The organism is Rothia sp. HMSC072B04, assembly GCF_001813725.1.
GTDB lineage: Bacteria > Actinomycetota > Actinomycetes > Actinomycetales > Micrococcaceae > Rothia > Rothia mucilaginosa.
Map to the genome: position 1 here is coordinate 36,996 of NZ_KV813811.1, position 20,860 is coordinate 57,855.

Annotated in this window: 14 protein-coding genes; all 14 read right to left on the reverse strand. The window is 61.7% G+C overall.

Translation table 11 applies throughout. From position 1 onward, the window contains the following. Positions 1 to 160 precede the first annotated feature (160 nt). Positions 161 to 4,150: a thiol reductant ABC exporter subunit CydD/CydC gene (locus tag HMPREF2928_RS06800; protein WP_246823578.1), complete on the reverse strand. Its 3,990-nt coding sequence runs from the start codon at positions 4,148 to 4,150 to the stop codon at positions 161 to 163. 178 nt (positions 4,151 to 4,328) lie between these two features. After that, positions 4,329 to 6,461 (reverse strand): ABC transporter ATP-binding protein/permease, encoded by a 2,133-nt coding sequence (locus HMPREF2928_RS06805; protein ID WP_246823579.1) that lies wholly within the window; start codon positions 6,459 to 6,461, stop codon positions 4,329 to 4,331. 113 nt (positions 6,462 to 6,574) lie between these two features. Then, the gene (locus HMPREF2928_RS06810; RefSeq protein ID WP_070687918.1) at positions 6,575 to 7,702 is read right to left on the reverse strand and encodes an efflux RND transporter periplasmic adaptor subunit; all 1,128 of its coding nucleotides are present in this window, start codon (positions 7,700 to 7,702) and stop codon (positions 6,575 to 6,577) included. A 135-nt stretch (positions 7,703 to 7,837) separates the two neighbouring features. After that, entirely contained in the window at positions 7,838 to 8,773 is a 936-nt protein-coding gene (locus tag HMPREF2928_RS06815) for a multidrug transporter (RefSeq protein ID WP_083311397.1), read from the reverse strand. 232 nt (positions 8,774 to 9,005) lie between these two features. Then, positions 9,006 to 10,076 carry a cytochrome d ubiquinol oxidase subunit II gene (cydB, locus tag HMPREF2928_RS06820; RefSeq protein ID WP_070687920.1) on the reverse strand — a complete coding sequence of 357 codons (1,071 nt, stop codon included), beginning with the start codon at positions 10,074 to 10,076 and terminating at the stop codon, positions 9,006 to 9,008. 21 nt (positions 10,077 to 10,097) lie between these two features. Next, a complete protein-coding gene (locus HMPREF2928_RS06825) occupies positions 10,098 to 11,669 on the reverse strand; it encodes a cytochrome ubiquinol oxidase subunit I (protein ID WP_005507833.1) in 1,572 nt (523 codons plus the stop codon). A gap of 490 nt (positions 11,670 to 12,159) precedes the next feature. Continuing rightward, positions 12,160 to 14,262, reverse strand: coding sequence for a DNA gyrase/topoisomerase IV subunit B (locus tag HMPREF2928_RS06830; RefSeq protein WP_070687922.1), 2,103 nt, complete (start codon positions 14,260 to 14,262; stop codon positions 12,160 to 12,162). A gap of 223 nt (positions 14,263 to 14,485) precedes the next feature. Continuing rightward, positions 14,486 to 15,715, reverse strand: a complete 1,230-nt coding sequence (locus HMPREF2928_RS06835) for an RDD family protein (RefSeq protein ID WP_012903735.1) — start codon at positions 15,713 to 15,715, stop codon at positions 14,486 to 14,488. Positions 15,716 to 16,050: 335 nt separating this feature from the next. Further along, complete coding sequence (locus HMPREF2928_RS06840) at positions 16,051 to 16,707, reverse strand: non-canonical purine NTP pyrophosphatase (RefSeq protein WP_070687924.1); 657 nt, start codon at positions 16,705 to 16,707, stop codon at positions 16,051 to 16,053. A gap of 38 nt (positions 16,708 to 16,745) precedes the next feature. Next, positions 16,746 to 17,477, reverse strand: a complete 732-nt coding sequence (rph, locus tag HMPREF2928_RS06845; RefSeq protein WP_005506419.1) for a ribonuclease PH — start codon at positions 17,475 to 17,477, stop codon at positions 16,746 to 16,748. Between the two features lie 121 nt (positions 17,478 to 17,598). Next, positions 17,599 to 18,492 carry an MBL fold metallo-hydrolase gene (locus HMPREF2928_RS06850; protein ID WP_005507828.1) on the reverse strand — a complete coding sequence of 298 codons (894 nt, stop codon included), beginning with the start codon at positions 18,490 to 18,492 and terminating at the stop codon, positions 17,599 to 17,601. Next, positions 18,483 to 19,535 (reverse strand): glutamate racemase, encoded by a 1,053-nt coding sequence (gene murI / locus HMPREF2928_RS06855; RefSeq protein WP_049350313.1) that lies wholly within the window; start codon positions 19,533 to 19,535, stop codon positions 18,483 to 18,485. Before murI ends, HMPREF2928_RS06850 begins: the two co-directional genes overlap by 10 nt. Positions 19,536 to 19,734: 199 nt before the next feature. Further along, positions 19,735 to 20,310, reverse strand: a complete 576-nt coding sequence (locus HMPREF2928_RS06860) for a DUF2017 domain-containing protein (protein ID WP_070687926.1) — start codon at positions 20,308 to 20,310, stop codon at positions 19,735 to 19,737. Next, on the reverse strand, positions 20,310 to 20,630 hold the full coding sequence (gene clpS / locus HMPREF2928_RS06865; RefSeq protein ID WP_070687928.1) for an ATP-dependent Clp protease adapter ClpS: 321 nt from the start codon (positions 20,628 to 20,630) through the stop codon (positions 20,310 to 20,312). Before clpS ends, HMPREF2928_RS06860 begins: the two co-directional genes overlap by 1 nt. Between the last annotated feature and the right edge of the window lie 230 nt (positions 20,631 to 20,860).

A 20,860-nucleotide genomic window follows, 5' to 3' on the forward strand; every position in this document is an offset into this window, starting at 1 on the left:
TCTCCTCCCCCACCCACACCTGAACCTATCCGCGCGGAGATATAAACACTCAGAACTATCTGAGCACAAAGAAATGCCCCGGTACTTTCACGAAGTACCGGGGCATTCCTCGCAGTTTCTTGCGTTCAATCTCGCCCGTAGTGGCTACGCTCAGCTGCGTTTAGAGGCGAACCACTTCATCGCAGCGGGCAATATCCTCAGGACGGTGCGACACCAGAACCGTAGCCACGGAGCTGGAGCGGGTCGCCGCATCCAAGTCAGCCATCAGCGCGCGGGCAGACTCAGCATCCAGGTGCGCGGTCGGCTCATCCAGCAGCAGCACCGGCGAGTTCACCAGCAGGGCACGAGCCACCGCCAGACGCTGACGCTGACCACCCGACAGGAAGGAACCGCCAGCACCCACCGGGGTGCGCAGGCCCTGAGGCAGAGCGTCAAACCACTCGCCCAGACCCACACGGCGCAGAACCTCAATCAGCTCTTCCTCACTCGGGCGATCCGAACGGTCACGAGCCAGCATCAGGTTACCCTCAAGGGTCGACTCGAAAATATGAGCCGCCTGCGGACACCATGCCGCGTAGCCGCGCAGCTGCTCGCCTTCCAGGACCTCACCGGAAGCCAGCACGCGGCCGGACTCCAGCGGCAAAAAGCCCAGAACGGTTGCAAGCACCGTAGACTTACCGGAACCGGAGGGGCCGGTCACCGCAGTCCAGGAGCCCGCACGAGCGTTCATGTTCAGGTCGGTGAAGACCGGGTGATCCATACCGGGCCAGCGGGCGGCAGCGTCCTGCAGGCTCAGTGCGGGTTCGGTGACCTTCACGCCAAGCTCCTGCGGGGTACCGCAGCTGACCAGGGTGGGTTCGCCGGGCTTCGGCGGGCGCACAGCCTTAGAGTCCGCCTTAGCGTCAGATTCGGGGCGGTCAAAGCGGTGAGCACGCTGACGGTCAGCTTCCAGTAGCTCCTCCATCTCAGCCTCCGCGCGGGCACGCAGACGCTCAACACGACGCGGCAGAACGTGGGTGTCCACCTCAGCCTCGGTCGGCACGGAACGCTTCAGGGTCGAGGTCGCAACAACACCCTCCAGGGATACGTCACGCACGCTCGGGGAAATCGTCGCGAGCAGGCGGCTGAACGCGGGCCAGGAGCGGACCGCCTCAACATGACCCAGAGAGCTTTCCAGCATGCCGGTGCACAGCAGCACCACAATCGCCGCTTCGGGGGCACGCACGGTGCCGTCAACAGCCAGCGGGTACGCAATGACTGCGCTCGCCAGAGCCGCACCGAACCAGCTCAGGGTCACGAGGGTACGGCCCACGCCCTGAGCGGTCGAGCCCTTCTGCAGGGCGGACAGGTTCTCGGCGTCCAGGGCGCCGTTAGCCTTCTCAGCGGTGGTTGCCACGCCGTTAGCGCGCAGATCCTCAGCCGCCGAGAGCATGCCGGTACCCAGGCGCAGCATCTGCGCGGTGGAGCGGCGAGCCAGCGCCTCCGCACGGGCATCAGCGCGGAGCACAATCCACGGAGCCACAAAAGTGCTGACCAGCACGGCAAGCAGAACCGGGATCAGAGCCTGCGGCAGAATGCACGCGGTCGTAATCAGCGCCGCGGTCATGACCAGCAGGTGCGCAGCCGGCGGAATAATAACGCGCGGCACGCCGTCACGCAGCTCATCAATACCGCCCACGAGGCGTTCGAGCAGCGCGTCACCACGCAGCAGGGCACGCACGCTGCTCACGCTCTGCCATGCGCCAACCCAGGCGCGCAGACGCAGAATATTTGCGGCGGCAAGAACCTTCGAATGGGTCATTAGACGCTCAGCGTAGCGGGCGCAGGCACGACCCAGGCCGAAGAAACGCACGCCCACAATGGCGACCATCAGGTACATCATTGCCGGGCCCTCGGCAGCGCGAACAATCAGCCAGCCGGACAGCGCGGTCAGTGCCGCAGCCATCAGGGAAGTAATCGCAGCCATGATCACCGGGCCGGTTGCGGCGCGAACACCAATACCGGTCAGTTCCTTCAGGGTGCGCAGGCTTGCGAACAGGCCGGCAGGCTCGGCTTCCTCGGTCTCGGCAGCTACGGAGGCGCCCGCCGGGGCGGTGCTTTCAGCCTCGTACTCTTCCCTGTCCTTGAGCAGGTGCGCGGGGGCTTGCGCGGGAACCGCAACGCGGGCGGTATTCGCCTCGGCGGTCCATGTGTAGCCCTGGGCGGTCTGCACGGCACGAACGAGGATATCGCAGCCAGCGGCGAGCTCCTGCTCGTGGGTCACGATCAGAACGGTTGCGCCAAGTTCCGCCAGGCGGTGCAGGGCGCGGGTCACCAGGTATGCCGAGTAGGCGTCCAGGTGCGCGGTCGGCTCATCCACCAGGACGGTCAGCACGGTCTGCTCACCGCCGGCACGGTAGATAGCCTCGGCACGAGCCAGGGTACGTGCCACGGCGAGGCGGCGCGCCTGACCAGCACTGAGGGCACCGGGTTCAAGGGCGGTCAGCTTCTCCATGCCCAGCTGAACCAGCGGGCCAACCAGCAGCGCAGACTCGGCATCGGTGATGGACAGCTTCTTGGAGTCCATCGCTTCACCGAGCAGAGCGGCTGCACGCTCACGCTCCGCCTCGGTAGCGCTGAGTGCGTAGAGCGCCATTTCGGTCTGCACGGTCGGTGCGGTGAAGACCGGCGACTGCGGAATAACCAGGGTGGTTCCCAGACCGGTCACGCTACCGGTCAGGTGCACGGGCTCCTCCAAGCCGGTGGGCACCAGACCCTCGCGCACGGCACCGGAGAACACGTTCAGCAGGGTGGACTTACCGCAGCCGGACTCACCCATCACGCCGATAACTGCACCGCGTGCGTCCTGGGCGGTTTCAGTCTGGGTGTTGCCAACGCGACGGTCCAGGTTCAGGGACAGGTTAGTCAGCACGGCAGGACGCGCCGGGTAGCTCACCGACAGGTCCTTAACGGCGATGGTGGAAGGCTGGCCCTTCTGCGCTGCCGGATCCTGTGCAGACGAATCCTGCGCATTCGAGTCCGCAGCGGCGGCGGGCAGGGGCGCATCAATAATCTTCTGGGCGCTACGCAGGGCGGCAACGCCGTCCTCCGACTGGTGGTAGGCGGCACCCACATCACGCAGCGGCTGGTAGCATTCGGGAGCCAGCAGTAGTACAAGAATTGCGGTGTCCAGGCCCAGGGTACCGTTGACCAGGCGCACACCAATCAGCACAGCAATCAGCGCCACCGAAATGGTGGTGATGAGCTCCAGGGCGAGCGAAGACATGAAGGCGCTACGCAAAGTCTGCATGGTGCGTTCACGGTAACGCTGGCCGAGGGCGTTCATGGAGCGGGTCTGTGCACGTTCACGGCCCAGACCGATAATGACGGGCAGGCCGCGCACCAGCTCCAGAATATGGTCGGAGAGGCGGTGCAGTTCAGCCTGAGCTTCTGCGGTTTCGTCGCGGGTGTTCTTACCAATCAGAATCATGAACACCGGAATAAGCGGCAGGGTGCAGGCAAGCACCATGGCGCTCATCCAGTCTAGGGCCGCCACAACAACCCAGAGGATGAACGGCACAATCGCGGTAGACACGAACGCGGTCAGGGTCTTGGTGTAGTAGTCATCCAGAGCGTTCAGGCCACGGGACAGCAGCACAGCGGTCGCGCCGGTACCTTCGGGGGTGTCTGCACCACCGGTGGCGAGCACACGCTTGAGCAGCGAGGAACGAATTTGAGATTTCGCCCCGGAGGCGGCACGCTGCGCGCTCACAGCCAGCAGGTAGTCGGTGCCCGAGCGGACAAGTAGCGCAGCCACGGCGACCGCAATCAGGCCGGGGGTAATGGTGTCTGCGTCACCGAAGATACCACCGAGGCCGAGCAGCCAGCCGCCGTGCGCCTCCAGCTGCGCCTGTGCGGAGCCCGAGAACTCAATGTAGGCGCGGTACACGTCCGGGGCGCTCGTCTCTTTGAGGCGCGCGTGCTCGGCGGCAACAGCGGCGAAACCGGCGTGTGCCGCGCGGGCAATAATCACAGCCAGGGCGGCGCTGAAAAGCACCGTCGCGATGGTGTGCACGGCGGTGATGATACCGAACGTGCTGAGGGTTTTACGGGCGTCAGGGCCCAGAGGTGGGCGGCGGTCAGCGCGGTCGTTGCGCTTTCCTTCGGTCACCTCTGGTGCCTCGGTGTTCTGATGTTTGTCAGCATGACGCGGTGTGTGCGTTCGACTCACGTGTTGTCCTTAGTCTTCTGCTGTTTTTACCTCCCATCAGTTTAAGGGTTGGGCTATCCAATACCTATTTGACCAGTCAAGTTTCGGATAATTGGCTGGTCCTCACCCAGCGCTAGTTCTAGCCGCGCATCGCGTCGGCGGGGCTCTTGCGGGATGCCACCCACGCCGGGTATGCCGAAGACACCAGACCGGTAAGGGCGCCAACGCCCACGCCGAGCACCACGAATCCGGGTGAGAGAACCGCCTGCCAGCCCTGCACGAGCGAAAGAATAATCGTCGCAATCATGCCGGAGCAGGCGCCGATGGAGCCGCCGAGCAGACCGAGCATGACGCCCTCCATGAGGAAGATGCGGGCGATCAGCCATTTACTCGATCCGATGGCGCGGCGCAGCGCAATCTCTGCGGTGCGCGATTGCACGGACAGGTACATGGCGGTTGCCGCCGAGAGGGAGGCGAGCACCAGCAGAATACCGGAGAGCACACCCACGTACAGGCCCAGATCCGAGGCGATAGACGCGCGTAGGCTCTGCAGGTCGGAGGGGGTTTCCACGTTGATCTGGCTGGGTTCAGCGGGCTTGAGGGTCAGCGGAATTGCCTTGGCGACCGCTTTGCCGTAGCCCCGTTCGGTTTCGGTAATGTAGGTCACCTGGCCGCGTCCGGTGCGCTGAAGTGTGCCCGGCGAGACAATGACCGTGTTCCTGAATTCGTAGCCGCTATTGCCGGGGTCGAAAAGGCCGACGACCGGCATCAGCTGACCTTCCACCCAGATGCTCACACCGGGTGCCACCTGCGGCAGCCCGCCGAGCTTAATGCCGTACTCGACGGCGGGTAGCTCGCCGGGGCGGGGCTCGGTTGTGGCGTTATCTGCAGCCTTATCTTCGGGAATAATGCCGAGGGCACGGGCAGCGGAGACCGAGACGATAGCGCCGGAGAGCTGCTCGGCGCGTTCACGGTCGGCAACATTCTGCTGGGTGAGGGTCGAGTTCATCTGTTCGAGCGCACGCAGGGTTTCGGGGTTCATGCGGGCACCGATTTGCTCGAGCCGGGTCTTCGAGGTGGAGCTGAGGCCAATCGCCGTTTTGGGTTCGTCCTCATAGGGGCTGAATCGGGTGATTCGCACGTCGGCGGGCGCCACGCTGCTGACGAATCCGGTGTTCTTCACGTAGTCCAGCGCGCTAATGCGGTCGGCAACATTCTGCGCGGATTCGCCCTGCCGGTAGGTTCCGAGCACGTTCTCATCATTATCCCTGTCGCTGATGTAGAGCGTGGATTGTTCGGATCCGAGCAGGCGCTGGTTCACCTGGTAGCTGGCGGATTCGCTCATGCCGGAGGCGCTGATGAGTCCGCCCACGCCCAGTGCGAAGGACAGACCCAGTAGCAGGGTGCGTAGCGGTCGTGAGGTGAGCGCGGAGATTGCCTCTATGCTGTCGTCGGTGAGGAAGCTTCCGCGGCGGTGCGTAGCGGGCTTCTCCCCCGGTGCGAGGCTGGCGGAGGCGTCTACCGGGGCACCTACCGTGGCTTCTGCCGGGGTGTCCGTTGCAACCGGTGCAACCTCAGTACTCGGCACCTCAGCGACCGGCACCGTAGCCAAGTCGGCGCGGCTCTGCTCGTGCAGCTGCCCATCCTCAATGCGGATCACGCGGCGGGCGGCGGCGGCAACCTCCGGGTCGTGGGTAATAACCAGCACGGTACAGCCGGTCGCGTTAATGCGCTGCAGAATCTCAATGACCTTGGCGCTATTGTGGCTGTCCAGGTTGCCGGTGGGCTCGTCGGCAAGAATCAGCGGCGGGCGCGTGGCGAGGGCGCGAGCAATGGCGCAACGCTGCTTCTCGCCGCCGGAAAGGTAGCGGGTGCGGATGCTGGCACGGTCGCTCAACCCCAGAAATTCTAGGGTTTCTTCGGTGCGTTGCAGGCGCTCGCTGTAGGGTACGCCCTGCACGCGCAGACCCATGGAGGCGTTGGTCGTGCTGGTTTCGTCCAGCAGCATGTTTGAGGATTGGAAGATGAAGCCGAGGTGGTCTCGGCGCATTTCGTCGCGTTCTCTGTCGCTGAGTCCTTCCGTGTTTTTGCCGAAGAGGCTGTAGGTTCCGCTGGTGGGCGTGTCTAGCAGGCCAATGGCGTTGAGCAGGGTTGATTTACCGGATCCGGACGGACCAATAATGGCGAGGAATTCGCCGCGTTCGACCACCAGGTCGAGATGGTCGAGGACTGCTCGTTCGCTCCCCTCGAAAACACGGGTAATGCCGTGCATTTCAATAGCGGGTGCGGTACCGAGTCCGGCGGCAGGTGTAGCTGCGGACGCTACGTTGGGCGCAATTGTAGGCGCACGTCCTGGGCTTGTGTCTGGGGTTATCTTACGGCGGCTCATGAGACAAGCACCTTCTGTCCCGTGCTGAGGTTCGCGTTGATTGCGGCGTATCCGCCGGCGGTGCGTAGAACCTCAACGTTGACTCGTTCGGTGGCGGGCGCATCCTTGCTGGTCGAGGTGGAGCTTCCGCCCTTTTCAACGAGCACGTAGGTGCCCTGGGAATCCTGACGTACCGCGGTAGTCGGCACGGCGAGGGTGGTTGAGGTGTTGCCCTTACTGGTGATGGATGCGCTCTGCCCCGGAGTGAGCTTGCTCGGGTCGTCGGCGCTGAATCGCACGCTCTTTGCCGCACCCTTGGAGGGGTCGTTCTGCAGCTCACCAATGCTGGTGATGGTGCCTTCCACGCTGCCGGTGGAGGTGCGCAGGCTAATGCGATCACCGACCTTGAGCTTGTTCGCGACGGCGAGTTCAACGCTGGATTCCACGTAGGGTTCGCTGGTTTCTACGCTCGCGATGGGGTTGCCGTCGCTGATGAGCTGGCCGACCGCCGCAACCGCGGTGACGGTGTGGCTACCGCCGGGCAGAATCGCGTAGTTGCTGCGGGCAATGCTGGTGACCCCTTCGCTGGGCACGCCGGTCAGGTGCGCGCGGTGCAGGCGCGTTACGGCGTCGAGGGTGTCTTCGGTGACGGTGCCACTCTGCGCGGTGGCGTACCCGGCGGAGTTCAGTGCCTTCTGGAAGGCGAGCACGTCGTCGCCGTTATCGCCCAGGTTGAGGTCGCGGTACAGCGGCAACGGCCCCTCCAGCACGAAGACCGGGTCGGCACCAATAATGCCGATGAAGTCACCGGCCTTGAGCACGTTACCGGGCTTCTGGTTCTGGTAGACGAGCACCGGCTCACCGTTGGTGCGCGCGCTAATCGGGGCGGTCTCTCCCGCCTTGGTGGTTCCGGCAATGGCTAGTCCCTCACTGACGGTGCGTTCTTCAACCTTAGCCCAGACCGGGATCACGGTTTTTGCCTGCACGGTCGGGTCGGGGCCCGTGGCGGCGTAGCGGGTGCCCAGGTAGAAGGACAGCATGAGCGAGCCGATAGCGAGAATAGCCAGCAGCAGGAGCACACGGGGTCGGGCGATGCGCTCGCTAAAGCGGTGCCCGCTGTTTTGGTTCTGTGAGTGAGTGGTCATGGCGGTGTCTTTCTACGCGGGTGCGGGCTACCCGCCGAGCCTGTGTCTCGGGTGGCCCGCACCATTACCGGTCTTTCCCCGGCATCAAAATTCGGTTTTAAAATCCGACGTCAAAACCGGTCGTGGACGCTCGGGTTACTGGTGCTCCAGAACGTACTGCTTGAACTTCTCGTCGCGGTCGCGGTCGGCTTGGCGCTCCTGTTCAAGCTGCGACTGGTACTTGCGGATGAGCGGCATCTGGTACTGAGCTTCCAGGTCGTAGAGCTGCTTGCTCATGCCGACCTGCTGGTTACATTCGGCCTGGATGGTGGCGATGCGAATCTCTTCTTCGGAGGCGGGCTCGTTGAAACCGCCGTTCTTGCTCAGCTGCTCAGCCAGCGGGGTTTCCTCGGCGACGGAGCCTGCCGAGCGAGGGGTGAGGCCGCGGTCTGAGACGCACTGCTTCCACTTCTCTTCGAGCTCGCGGTGCAGTTTGCTACCGTAAACGGCATTGCCCGCCTCGGTGGAGATACGACTGGATGTGGACTGCCCTTCATTCTCGGGCCTCTTGCCTTCGGGCACCGCGGCCTCCAGGGTCTCGCGGGCCTTGGGGTAGCATTCGGTGCGAAGCTTGTCCTCGGGGCTCATGCTCTCCCCCGAGTTATAGGAGATAGGGGCGGCTGCGTTGTTGGGGTCTCGCTTCTGAGAACCGTACTTCTGGGCGTACTCGACGTTCCAGGGACCGTACTTTCGTCCCAAATCACCGCGGGGTGCGCTTTCAGAATAGGGAGCCTGGATGGTGTAGTTCTGCCCGTGTTCGGCGAAGCACTGCTTCATGGCAATCTGAAAGGCGGTGTACTCGTAGTTGGTGCGCTCGTAGTAGGAGTAATCGTCCAGGGGCATCTTCACGATGTCCTGTTCCGCGTCAAAGATGGCGTGGACGCTTTCGTCACGTTCCAGCGGCGGGTTGAAGAGCGAGCAGGCGCTCAGAGGGAGCACGCCGATGCAGAGCAGGGCACCCGTGGTGAGCAGGCGGCGGCTCATGCCAGTGCGAGGGGCGGCTGCGGTGGAGCTGCGGTTGAGGGATTTCATCGTTGAACGCCTTTCATAGGAGTGAGTTGTACACCACATTACACTTTTTACTCCCTGTCGCGCTCGAATTTCGGGGGGGTGTGCACCAAAAATTTTTGCGCGCCTACTCGCCTGCCGAGAGCTGCATCCTCTGCGAGAATATCCTCTGAGGGAATAGTCCTCTGGGTGGCATAGAAAAATCCCCCGAACTTCTCGAAAGAGAAATCCGGGGGATTCTTCAAACAGCTACATGCTACTTGGTCGGCATTTCAGCCAGTTCGGTAGCGTCGTGAGCGTCGGGGATGTGATCCACGTGCAGACGCTTACGGAAGACCCAGTAGGTCCATGCCTGGTAGACGAAGACGACCGGCAGACCCATACAGGTCACGAAGGTCATAACACCCAGGGTGTACTCGGAGCTGGATGCGTTCGCAATGGTGAGCGAGTATGCCGGGTCCAGGGTGGAGGGCAGAACGTTCGGGTACATTGCGGTGAAGATTGCCAGCGCGCCGAATGCGAGGAACACGGACAGACCAGCGAAAGCGCGACCCTCACGGCCACCCTTTGCGGAGATCCAAGCAATCAGAACAGCAACCACAGCCAGGATGGTGCACAGCCAGGAGACGCCGTTACCGGTGGTGAAGTCCAGAGCCAGAACCCATGCAACGATCGGCAGCAGCAGGACGGGAGACCAGCGTACCAGGGTGTTGCGGGCACGGTCACGGATGTCACCGTCGGTCTTCAGAGCGACGAAGGCAAGACCCTGAACCAGGGAGAAGCCAACGAAGCCCAGACCGCCGAGCAGAACCGGCAGGGAGACCCAAGCGAAGGCGCCGCCGACGCGGTCACCATTGTCGTTGATGGGCAGACCCATGGAGGTCAGACCGAGCAGAGCACCGACGAGCAACGCGATGAAGAAGGAAGAAACAGACAGAGCGATGTTCCAGTTACGGATCCACTTCTCGTCGTTCTTCTTACCGCGGTATTCAATTGCGACCACGCGCAGAATCAGGAAGACCAGCGCGAGGGTCAGAGGAATGTACAGAGCCGAGAAGAGGGCTGCGTACCAGATGGGGAATGCTGCGAAGATAGCAGCACCGCCGGACACAATCCACACCTCGTTACCGTCCCAGACGGGGCCGATGATGTTCAGCAGCAGACGACGTTCCTTCTCGTTCTTGGTGAACTTGGAACCCATCAGCATACCGACGCCCAGATCGAAACCGTCGAGGATCAGGTACATGATGAGGAAGACGCCAATGGCGACAAACCAGAGGGTGGGCAGGCCAGGCTGACCGGCAAAGATATTGAAATCAAAGTTCATGGTGAATCAATCCTTACCCGCCTAGTAGGCGAACTCCAGCACATCGCGCTTGGACTTGTCGTTGGACTCGTCCTCGTGGTGCGACTGAACCAGCTCGGGCATTGCTGCCACAACACCGGCCTTGACGTACTTAATGAGCAGGTAAACCTCAACCACCATCAGCACACCGTAGAGCAGGCCCAGGGTGAGCAGGGAGAAGAGGATTTCTTCACCGGAAACACCCGGGGAGATAGCTGCTGCGGTGAACAGGTGGATCGAGGGATCACCCTGAAGGTTCGGAGCCACAACGAAGGGCTGGCGGCCCATTTCGGTGAAGATCCAGCCCAGTGCGATGCCAAAGAAGGGAGCCAGGATAGACCAGACAGCAACGTTCTTGAGCAGCTTGGACTCGGGGACGGTGCCTACGCCCTTCTTACGGGTTACCCACAGTGCGTAGAGGTAGAAGGGCAGAACGATTCCGCCGAGGCCCATCATGCCGCGGAAGCCCCAGTAGGAGACCTCGAGGGAGGGCAGGTAGTCAATCTTCTGACCTGCGCGCTCACCGTAGAGCGGGTTGTTGGGCAGGTTGGTGCCGAACTTAGCTTCGTACTCGGGCAGCAGGGTCTGGATGCCCTTCACCGGGGTGTCGAAGTTGTCGTGTGCCAGGAAGGACAGCACGCCGGGAACCTCGATGACGGGGGTGATCTTGTCACAGCTCTGAGCGCCGAGCTCACCGACGGTCAGAACGGAGAAGGAGGTGCCGTCGTGGCACGCAGCTTCTGCAGCAGCCATCTTCATGGGCTGCTCGTGAATCATCATCTGTGCCTGAATGTGACCGGACGCGCCGATACCTGCGAAGGCGAGGAGGCCCACAACAGCGCCCAGGCGCAGGGACTTGAACCAGACCTGGAAGTCTGCCTTGTCGCGTGCGCCCTTGTCGGACTCACCAACAACGACCTTGCCGTCAACGACCTTGTCGATGCCGTCCTTGCGGCGGCGCCACAGCTTGTACCATGCGATACCAACCAGGAAGCCACCGGCAACCTGGATAGCGGAGGTGATGACGTGAGTGAAGGTCACCCATGCGAGGGGGTTCAGCAGCACAGCGCCGATGTCGGTCATACGGGGACGACCGTCAATCATTTCTGCACCAACGGGGTGCTGCATCCAGGAGTTTGCAACCAGAATGAAGAATGCAGAAATCCAGGAGCCGAGGACTGCCATGAACAGCGAGAATGCGTGTACAGCAGGCTTGAGGCGATCCCAACCGAAGATCCACAGACCCAGGAAGGTCGACTCAACGAAGAAGGCGAAGAGGCCTTCCATTGCCAGCGGAGCGCCGAAGACGTCGCCGACGAAGCGGGAGTATTCACTCCACGCCATGCCGAACTGGAATTCCTGAACCAGACCGGTGGCCACACCCATTGCGAAGTTAATGAGGTATAGCTTGCCCCAGAACTTCGTCATGCGCTTGTATTCGTCCTTCTTGGTACGAACGTAGCGAATGTACAGGTAGGTCACAACAAGGCCCAGACCCAGAGTCAGCGGAACCATGAAGAAGTGGTAGACGGTGGTAATACCGAACTGCCACCTACCAAAATCAAGGGGATCCATTGATAGGTCCTTACTATGTGTGTACTTAATGTGTGTTTGTGCCAGATTTCGGGTAGTCCGCCATCGATGGAGGGCATACGAGAGTTACTGACACACTGTCTCTCATGCTTCTAAGGTACAGGGTTTTCTTGAGAAGCTGTGAGTAGGCTGTGCATAGTATGGACGTTTATTGTTTGACGTTTCGCTAAAGGTACGTTGAACGTTATCCCCCGACGCGCGGGTAGATTGAGGGGCGAAGCACTGTGGTGCATTGCGGGGTTGCGAGGTAGTTTCGGAACCACGGTGAAACTTTGCGTTTTTACATTATTTCTGCAAAATTTTGGTGACAGATTCCCGGAATATGACAGGTGGTTCAAGTAGTGCTCAAAGCTTAAATTTGCCTAAACCATACCGATTTTACTGAGATTTTCAAGAAATAGTGTGACTATTATCACGGAAAAATCATGGAATGTGACACGCCAGGCACCGCTCCCCCGCAAGGTACCGCAAGCTACATATCGATGCTCTCAGTATCCAGCTGATGAGCACCCGCAATGATGAACTCCTTACGCGGAGCCACCTCAGAACCCATCAACAAGGAGAACGCACGCTCGGCAGCCTCCGCATCCTCAATGCGAATACGGCGCAACATACGATGACGCGGATCCATCGTGGTCTCAGCCAACTGATCGGCGTCCATCTCACCCAGACCCTTATACCGCTGAATGGGTTCCTTATAGGACACACCCTGCTCCTGCAAAGAATCCAGAAGCTCATGCAGCTGCTTCTCCGAGTAGGTGTACACCATCTCGTTCGGCTTACCGCGGCGCACCACCTCCACGCGATGCAGCGGCGGAACCGCAGCGTACACGCGACCCGCCTCAATCAGCGGACGCATGTAACGGTAGAACAGGGTCAGCAGCAGGGTACGAATGTGGGCGCCATCCACGTCCGCATCGGTCATCATAATGACCTTGCCGTAGCGAGCAGAATCCAAGTCAAAAGTACGACCCGAGCCTGCACCGATGACCTGAATCAGCGCCGCGCACTCAGCATTCGCGAGCACATCAGTCACCGAAGCACGCTGAGTGTTCAGGATCTTACCGCGAATCGGCAGCAGAGCTTGATACGAAGAAGAACGCGCCAGACGCGCAGTACCCAATGCCGAGTCACCCTCCACAATGAACAGCTCAGAATGCTCAACATTGGTCGAACGGCAATCCACCAGCTTAGTGGGCATGGACGAAGACTCCAGCGCGGTCTTACGGCGCTGAGTTTCCTTATGGATGCGCGCCGAGACGCGGGTCTTCATCTCAGAGACGACCTTCTCGCACAGAGCGGCCGCCTGAGCCTTCTCCGCACGGGCGGTCGACTCCAGGCGAGCCTTCAGCGCATCACCCACGACCTTCGACACGATCTGGCGAACCGCCGGGGTACCCAGAATCTCCTTGGTCTGACCCTCAAACTGCGGCTCGGCAAGACGCACGGTCAGCACGGCGGTCAAGCCGGCGAGCACGTCGTCCTTCTCAATCTTGTCGTTACCCACCTTGTACTTGCGGGCATTATCGGCAAGGTGCTTGCGCATCACGCGCAGCAGGCCCTGCTCAAAACCGGTCGTGTGAGTACCGCCCTTGGGGGTGGCAATAATATTCACGAAGCTGCGGACCGTCGTCTCGTAGCCAATACCCCAGCGCAGCGCAACGTCCACTTCGCAATCGCGCTCCACGTCAGTCAGCTGCGAGCGGCCGTCCTCACCCAGCACCGGCACGGTCTCGGTGAAAGAGCCGCTGCCGCTAAAACGCCAGGTGTCGGTAATACGCTCATCGTGCGCCAAGAACTCGACGAACTCGCTAATGCCGCCGTCGTACTGGAAAACTTCCTCGTGGGGCTCCAACTCGCCGGGGGTGCCGGGCAGGCGGCGCTCATCGCGGATGCAAATACGCAGACCCGGAACGAGGAATGCAGTCTGGCGCGCACGAGCAGCCAGGTCCTCGTAGCTGAACTTGGCGTCGGGGGTGAAAATCTGCGGGTCAGCCCAATAGCGCACGCGGGTGCCGGTCACGCCGCGCTTAGCGCGACCCACAATCTGCAGGGCGTCAGTGCCCTCGGTTGCGGGAGTGAACGGGTCATCAGGCTTGGGGGTGCGGCCGGACTCGAAGAAGCCGGGAATGCCGTGGCGGAAAGACATCTGGTAGGTCTTCGAACCGCGGTCTACCTGCACGTCCAGGCGGGAAGACAGCGCGTTCACCACGGAGGCGCCCACACCGTGCAAACCACCGGAGGCGTTATAGGAGCCGCCGCCAAACTTACCGCCGGCGTGCAGCTTAGTGAACACGACCTCCACACCGGACAGACCGGTGCGCGGCTCAATATCGGTGGGGATACCGCGGCCATCATCGCGCACCTCAACCGAACCGTCACGGTACAGAATGACCTGAATGGACTGACCGAAACCGGCGAGCGCCTCATCCACCGAGTTGTCGATAATCTCCCAGAGGCAGTGCATCAGGCCGCGGGAGTCGGTGGAGCCGATGTACATGCCCGGGCGTTTGCGTACAGCTTCCAGACCTTCCAGCACGGAGAGGTGACGGGCGGTGTAGTTCGAAGACGCCACGGGAATCCTTTCGGGTGAATATGTCTGCGGTGGTGAACGCGTGCCACCGGGCGGAGTGCGAGTCCGGCTCAAGTGCTACGGGGGCAGAACGACAGCGGGGCACGACGCGTGTCGTGCCCCGCAGAGCGTTCAACGTTCGGAACTCTATTCTAGCGTGGCTTGGGGAAAAGAGTGATTAAGACAGTCACCGCTAATGCGCTGCTCTGCTCACACGTTCCTTCCCCTAGTGAGCCTCACCCGAGGCGCGCGAGGAGCTCTCGTGACGGTTCGTGACCATGATATTGGACTTGAAGTAGAACTCTTCGGGAAGCTCATTCGTGACCGGGCCGTGCGGGAATTCGCTGAGCTTCGGCACGAAGTACCAGTCCATCAGCTCGCCGCTGCTCTGCTTGAGCACACGGCGTTCCCTCATGGCGTGGCGTACCTTGCGGCGCAGACGCGGGCTGTCTTTCAGGGTGCTGGTGAAGACCCACGGAGTCTCGTAACCCTCAGTGATCATGCCGAAGGTGATGCGCAGGTTGCCATTCTCATCGGCGTCCATCGTGAAGTCGCCGTCTGCAATATCGGTGAAGGCGAGCATCCAGCTGTGGCGGCGTTCGTAGCTTTCGCGGGTGGTCTGCAACGCCGCAATGATGCGATGGTCGACCAGCAGCTCCACCTTGCGTTCGGTGATTTCACCCAGACGAGCGTAGGAGCCGAAGGCGCGGTTCGCACCACTACGGCGAGGCCACTTCGTCACCGCACCGTGCGGCACCTCCCCCGCAAAGGTGAAGGGGCCCGTCATGGTGCCGGGCAGACGCAGACGCTCAAACGGAGCCGTCGGCAGGAAAGTCGTCAGTAGCTGATCGGAGCTGACCGACTTACCCCAGCGCGCCATCTCAAAAATGGTCGGTTCAGGGCCTACAGGGTAGATATGCGGCATCTTGCGACCGAACTCGTCAAAGCCCTCAATAAACTCGCCGTTGGAGCTGTACCCGGGCATGGTCGCACCAAGCGGGCGAGTCCACGATCCCGAATACGGCTTGGTCAGGTGCGGGTTCTCCACCGGCAGGATGCTGGTGCGAGCACCCAGGTAGGCGGGCATGCGGGAGAGGTTACGCCATGCGAACTTCGCGGCAACCGCCTCGCGCCACCACATCGGGCGTTTGCCCGGGGTCTGCCCGCCCAGACAGTGCATGAGCAACCAGAATCCAGCCCAGCCGAGGCAACCTACGGCAACCACGCAGAAAATAATTGTCAGCACAGTGTGCAGGGTTCCGGTCGCCCAGATATTCGTGGCAATCAGAGCCATGAACGCCACCCACGCCGCCATGACGTACGGGCCGAGCGTAATCATCGGATCGACCACCTTCACGGCGGCAATGACGCGGCGGTTCAGTCCGCGCCACACGTAGGAGTACGCCCAGCATCCGGCGGCAAGGGCGAGTGCCATCAGCAGAAGAAGGATGAGCATCGGTGTGTCTCTTTCGCTGCAGGTTTTTCTACCGCGGTCGGTGACAGCAAGCGTCGGACAGATGCACCGTTGACAGATGCACCGTTGAAAGGCTCTTCAATAGCAAAACTCGCCTGCCGAAGGTACCTTCAGCAGACGAGTTTCTTTGGTGTCACTAACCTTGAGGTAAAGCTTCTCTACCTATTGTGCCTTTAATTGGTATCCCTGTGGGGGATTTTAGGGGGATGCACGAAAAAATCGTACCCAGCCCCGCCTTTTCACCCATCAGACCGGCACAGTGAGACAAGCAGACCGAGTAAGCTCTGGCGCCTCAGCGACTGTTTTAGACAGCGGTTTTAGGAGACCAACGCGGCAGCAATCTGAGGAATCAGCGCCTCAAAAGCACGCGCACGGTGGCTAATCGAGTTCTTAATCTCGGCGGGAATCTCAGCGCACGACTTGCCAGCGTACTGCCCCTCGTACAGGGCGTTCTCACCGTTCAGTTCCACGGGACGCAGAATCGGGTCGTAACCGAAGCCGCCCTCCCCCGCCGGTGCGGTCAGCAACTCGCCGGGCAGCTCGCCGTACTCGACCGCCTCAAAACCGCTCGGGGAGGCAACCGACGCCGCGCAGCAGAACTTCGCGCCGCGGTGCTCGGCAGAAATATCGCTCAGCTGAGCCAGCAGCAGGTTCAGGTTCGCGGAGTCATCGCCGTGGCTACCCGCCCAGCGCGCCGAAAAAATACCGGGAGCGCCATTGAGCACATCCACCGACAGGCCGGAATCGTCAGCAATAGCGACCAGGCCGGTTGCCTCGGCAACAGCGCGTGCCTTCAGCAGGGAGTTCTCAGCGAAGGTCACGCCGGTCTCGGGAACGTCGGGTGCGTTCACGCTGGAGGCGTCAACCACCTGGGTGTCAACGTCCAGGCCGTCAATGCGTCCGCGCAGAATTTCACGCAGTTCCTTGAGCTTGCCCTTATTGTGGCTTGCCAGAACGATCTTTGCGTCTGCCATAGTTTCTCCTTGTCGACGGAACTAGTTACTGGGACGGGTTAGTGTGCCAATGCTTCACGCTGAATCTGAGCCAGCTCAGCGGTGCCTTCCAGCGCCAGGTCGAGCAGGCTGTTGAGCTCGTCGCGGTCGAAAGGCGCACCCTCGGCGGTGCCCTGAACCTCAACAAACTTACCGCTACCGGTGACGACCACGTTCATGTCGGTCTCGGCGCGAACGTCCTCGGTGTAGGGCAGGTCCAGCATGGGGGTGCCGTCAATAATGCCCACCGAAATTGCGGACACCGAATCGATCAGCGGGTTCGCCTTAGCGGGCAGAATCTTCTGCTCCTTCGCCCAAGAAATAGCATCAGCCAGCGCCACGTACGCGCCGGTAATAGAAGCGGTGCGGGTGCCGCCGTCAGCCTGCAGAACGTCACAGTCAAGCACGATGGTGTTCTCGCCCAGCTCATCCATGTTGATGACCGCACGCAGGGAGCGACCAATCAGGCGAGAAATCTCGTGGGTGCGGCCACCCACGCGGCCCTTGAGCGACTCGCGAGAAGAACGGGTGTTGGTGGCGCGCGGCAGCATCGCGTACTCGGCGGTCACCCAGCCCTTACCTTCGCCCTTGAGCCAGCGCGGCACGCCCTCAGTGAAGGATGCGGTGCACAGCACGCGGGTGTTGCCGAACTCGATGAGGGCGGAGCCCTCAGCGTTGCGGGACCAGCCGCGGGTAATGGTGATGGGGCGCAGCTCGTTGAGGGCGCGGCCGTCTTCGCGGGTTGCAGTCATGGGTTCTCCTTGAATCTGTCTGCGGAATCTGTGTCTGTCTGTTGACTCTATGTCGAAAGGCAAGCGGAGCTGAGCGCAGTTTGCACTAGTCCAGCTCGTTTTAGCTTAGCTCGGGTTTGGCCTAGTCCAGCTCGGGCTTGGGCAGCGCGATCGCGGTGTTCAGCGGCGGATCGAGCACCTCCACCACGTTCAGGGTGGACGTGACCGGGTGAGCCTCCGTCGGGCGCGGGTAGATGCGGTAGCTTGCCGCCATTTCGGCAATGCCGACCGGGCCGGAGAAAGCACTGCGCGCCTCCGCGCGGGCGATGTCCGGGTCGTTCCACACGGGCAAGTGGGTTAGCAGCAGGTTACGCACGCCCGCCTCCGTGGCGGCCTCGCCGGCACGCTTGCCGGTCAGGTGAATACCGCGCAGGGCGTCGTCGCGACCCTCCTGGTATGCCGCCTCGCAGAGGAACAGGTCAGCGCCGCGCGCAGCCTTGACCAGGCCTTCGCACAGGTCGGTATCACCCGAGTACGAGAACACGGTGTGACCCTCGCGATCGTTGCAGGTGATGCGCAGCGCGTACGGGTCCTTCGAGGGGTGAACCACGCGGAACGGCTCCACGCGGAAGGGACCAATCTGCACGGGCTCACCCTCAGTCCAGGTGTGGTACTCAAACTCGGTGCTCATGCCCGGATCCGGGTCCAGGCCGTGAGTCGCCGAAAGGTACTCGTTAATCGCGGCGGGACCGTACAGCGGAATGCGGCCCTTGGGCCAGCCGCGCGGATCCCACTTGACCGCCACGTGCAGACCGGACAGGTCGATGCAGTGGTCCGGGTGCAGGTGCGAAATCAGAATCGCGTCGATATCGCTCAGGTCGATATGGCGCTGGAGCATGCCGAGGGAGCCGTTGCCCATGTCCATGATGATGCGCCAGGTTCGACCCGCGAAGTCCGTGGCGGTGAGCATGTAGCAACTAGCCGGTGAGACGGGGCCGGGAAAGGAGCCCGTGCAACCGATAACGGTTAGACGCATGAGGTGTCGTCCTTAGGGGTGGTGCCGGAAAATTCGGTGCCCGCGACAGTGTGTGCTGCCTCTGCAGGATCTGCCGATTCGTCGAGGGTGATGTTGCGGTGTGCCGCAAGCATTTCGGGGGTGAGTGCCGCCAGCGAGCCGGTCGGGTAGCGTTCCGCCACGGAGCTGGTGTGGCGAACGTTGGTGACCTCGGGGCCGAGGAAGCGGCGCGCCAGCTGCGAGAACGTCTCAGATTCGCCGGTGGCGAGGAATTCGTGGTGCGGGTTTTCCTCGGGGACCGGGCTTTCAATGGCGTGGTTGAGCAGTTCGCGGTACACATCCTTCGCGGTCTCATCCGCGGAGGAAACCAGGGTGACGTCCTCACCCATAATGTAGGAAATCACGCCGGCCAGCAGCGGGTAGTGGGTACAGCCAAGCACGAGGGTGTCCACGCCGGCATCCTTGAGCGGCTGCAGGTACTCGCGGGCGGTCTCCAGCAGCTCGGGGCCGGAGGTAATACCCTTCTCCACGAACTCCACGAAGCGCGGGCACGCCACCGAGTGCACCTCAAGGTTCGGGGTAATCGCGAAAGTGTCCTCGTAGGCGCGAGAGGTGACGGTCGCCTCCGTCGCGATCACGCCGATCTTGCGGTTGCGGGTTGCGGCGAGCGCACGGCGGGCGGCGGGCTGAATCACCTCGATGACGGGAATGCCGTACTGGCGGGTGTAGCGTTCGCGGGCGTCGCGGAGCACCGCTGCGGAGGCGGTGTTGCAGGCGATGACGAGCATTTTCACGCCGGAGTCGACGAGTTCATCCATGATGCGCAGGGCATTGGCGCGTACTTCTGCGATTTTGAGGGGGCCGTAGGGGCCGTGGGCGGTGTCGCCGACGTAGATGATGCGTTCGTGAGGCAGCTGGTCCATGATGGCGCGTGCCACGGTGAGTCCGCCAACGCCGGAGTCGAAGACGCCGATGGGTGCCGCGGCGGTGGGGCCTACGGGCGCGGGGCTTCCCCAGGGGGTGCGGGCACGGTAGGGATTTGTTGCGTCGATGCTGTCACTCATGTGTCACCTACACTTCGTTATCGGTCGGGTACCACGTTCTATGCTAACTCGCTAAGATTACCCTTTTAGTTCGTTCGGCGGTTAGATGAGTCGAGAACCACCATTATGTGGTTGTATATGACGATAGTTTGAGGGGTAATTCGAAAAATTCGTTCTATTCTTGCTCGTCTGCCCCGCCAGGTGCTCCGCCGGGTGCTTCCTATTCTTCGTCGTCCAGGCCGTCGAGCATGGCGAGCATGAGCGAGTCCTGAACCCAGGAGACGAAGTTGTACACCACTGCCATGTACTCTTCTTGGGTTTCGATTTCGGAGGGGTCGGTGAACGCCGCAATGTCTTCGGCGGTGTCTTCGTCCACGATGTAGAGGCGGTCGGCGAGCACCAGGCGAATATCGCCGAGCGCGGCAGCCCAGGCGCGGGCGTGCTCCTCATTCAGGCGCAGGTCGCTGGATTCAATGTCGAAGGCGAGCATGGCGAGGTTCGCGCGTTTGGTTTCGCGCAGGTCGCGTTCGGTGTAGCGGCGGTACTCGGTGGCGGCTTCGTCGTCGCTACTTGCGGCGGGCAGCAGGCGTGCCACGGCGCTATCGGCGGGGATGGCAGGGTTTTCGGTGATGCCGACCAGCGCCTCCAGCGGGTCGACGGTGCCGCCGTCGGCGGTGGTATCTGCCGGGCGCAGTAGCGCGCGTACGTCTTCGGCGAGTTCGCGGATCAGGTCGCGTTCGGCGGGTTCGAAGGAGGCGGTGTAGCCTCCGGGGGTGCGGCGGAAGGGTCGCGCCATTAGTTTTCTACTTTCTCGAAGGTTGCCAACAGGCCCCAGGCGTGCATTGCCTGGGTGTGTTTTTCGGCGTCTTCGCGTGAGCCGGTGAAGACGATTGCCTTGCCGTTATTGTGCACCTGCAGCATGAGTTCTTCGGCGCGGGCGCGGGAGTAGCCGAAGTGGCTACGGAAGACGTAGGACACGTAGGTCATAAGGTTGACGGGGTCGTTCCAGACGATGACATTCCAGGGGGTGTCTGTGGCGAGGATGTTCTCCAGGGCGGTGTCGAGGTCGGTGTCCTCGAGGGTTCCGGTGGAGAGGGTCACGGCGGTAGTGTTCATTGGTTTCCTTTGCGGCCGGTTCCCTTTGATTATACGGGCGGGTATATGTTGCCCCCCCCCTGCGTAGCTCCAGTGTTGCCTCTGTGTTCATCCTGCGCTACTGCGGTGTTCGTCCTGCGTTGCTCCCGCACAGAGTGCTGGTAATTTGTCATACTACAGCACTTAGAGTCAAGAATACTTTATGTAGTGATTGACACGCCGACTCAAGAGGAAAAATACCCTAATCCCCC